At 44.6% G+C, this 718-nt stretch carries 1 protein-coding gene; it reads right to left on the bottom strand.

The window, feature by feature from the left end; all coding sequences use genetic code 11:
• A partial coding sequence (locus V7Z60_RS02665) for a dUTP diphosphatase (protein WP_334116117.1) occupies window positions 1–436 on the bottom strand: 436 nt, incomplete at its 3' end.
• Between the last annotated feature and the right edge of the window lie 282 nt (window positions 437–718).

Here is a 718-nt window from a genome sequence, read left to right as displayed (position 1 = left end):
CGCCTTTTTTGATGACAACGTCCTTCAAACCGAAATTTAGCAATTGAAAGAAGATTTCGCCTTCGTTTCCGGGATTGTCGTAATAATCGCTGTCAACGATTCCGACGCCGTTTGGTAGAACCAGACGCCGCTTGAGCGGATTGCTTGAACGGTTGGCCAGCATCAGAAATTCGTCGTCCTGCATGTAGGCCTTGATGCCGGTCGGCACCAGGTAAGGTTTCAAGCATGCGTCTGCCTTCATAAGTTCTTCATCCGAATAGTCTTTTTGTTTCCTGACCGCACGCAGAATTTTCAGGAAATCTTTTTTCCAGATGCTCGGCAGAACAAAGTCTTCTGCACATTCAAAATCGTACCCGGCAGCATTTTTGGTTGCCCTTTTCGGCAAATGCAGTCCCTTGTCCAAATATTTAGTTACAACTTTAAAACCACGCTTCATTTTCTCTTCGGACGGGTTGCCCCCCGCCTCTCTCCTTTGCAATTTTCTTCTCTTAACGCTCGTCAGTGCGGGGTTGCCGCAAAAACATCGTCTTAAAATCGTCTCGACTTTTAAACTATACCTCCATTTTACCATAAAGGGGCGAGAATGCCCCACTTCTCTAAGCGGGGGATGAATCGCCTCTTTTGAAGCACTCAGCGCTTCTTTTTCCTTGATTCATTTTAAATTCGGATATTATAATTAGTGCATAAATTGTAAAAGGTGATAAACACAATGGAATTG

The organism is Ligilactobacillus sp. (assembly GCF_036846325.1).
Taxonomy (GTDB): Bacteria; Bacillota; Bacilli; order Lactobacillales; family Lactobacillaceae; genus Ligilactobacillus.
Note: the sequence above shows the minus strand (reverse complement) of the source record. Positions and strands in the feature narration are given on the sequence as shown.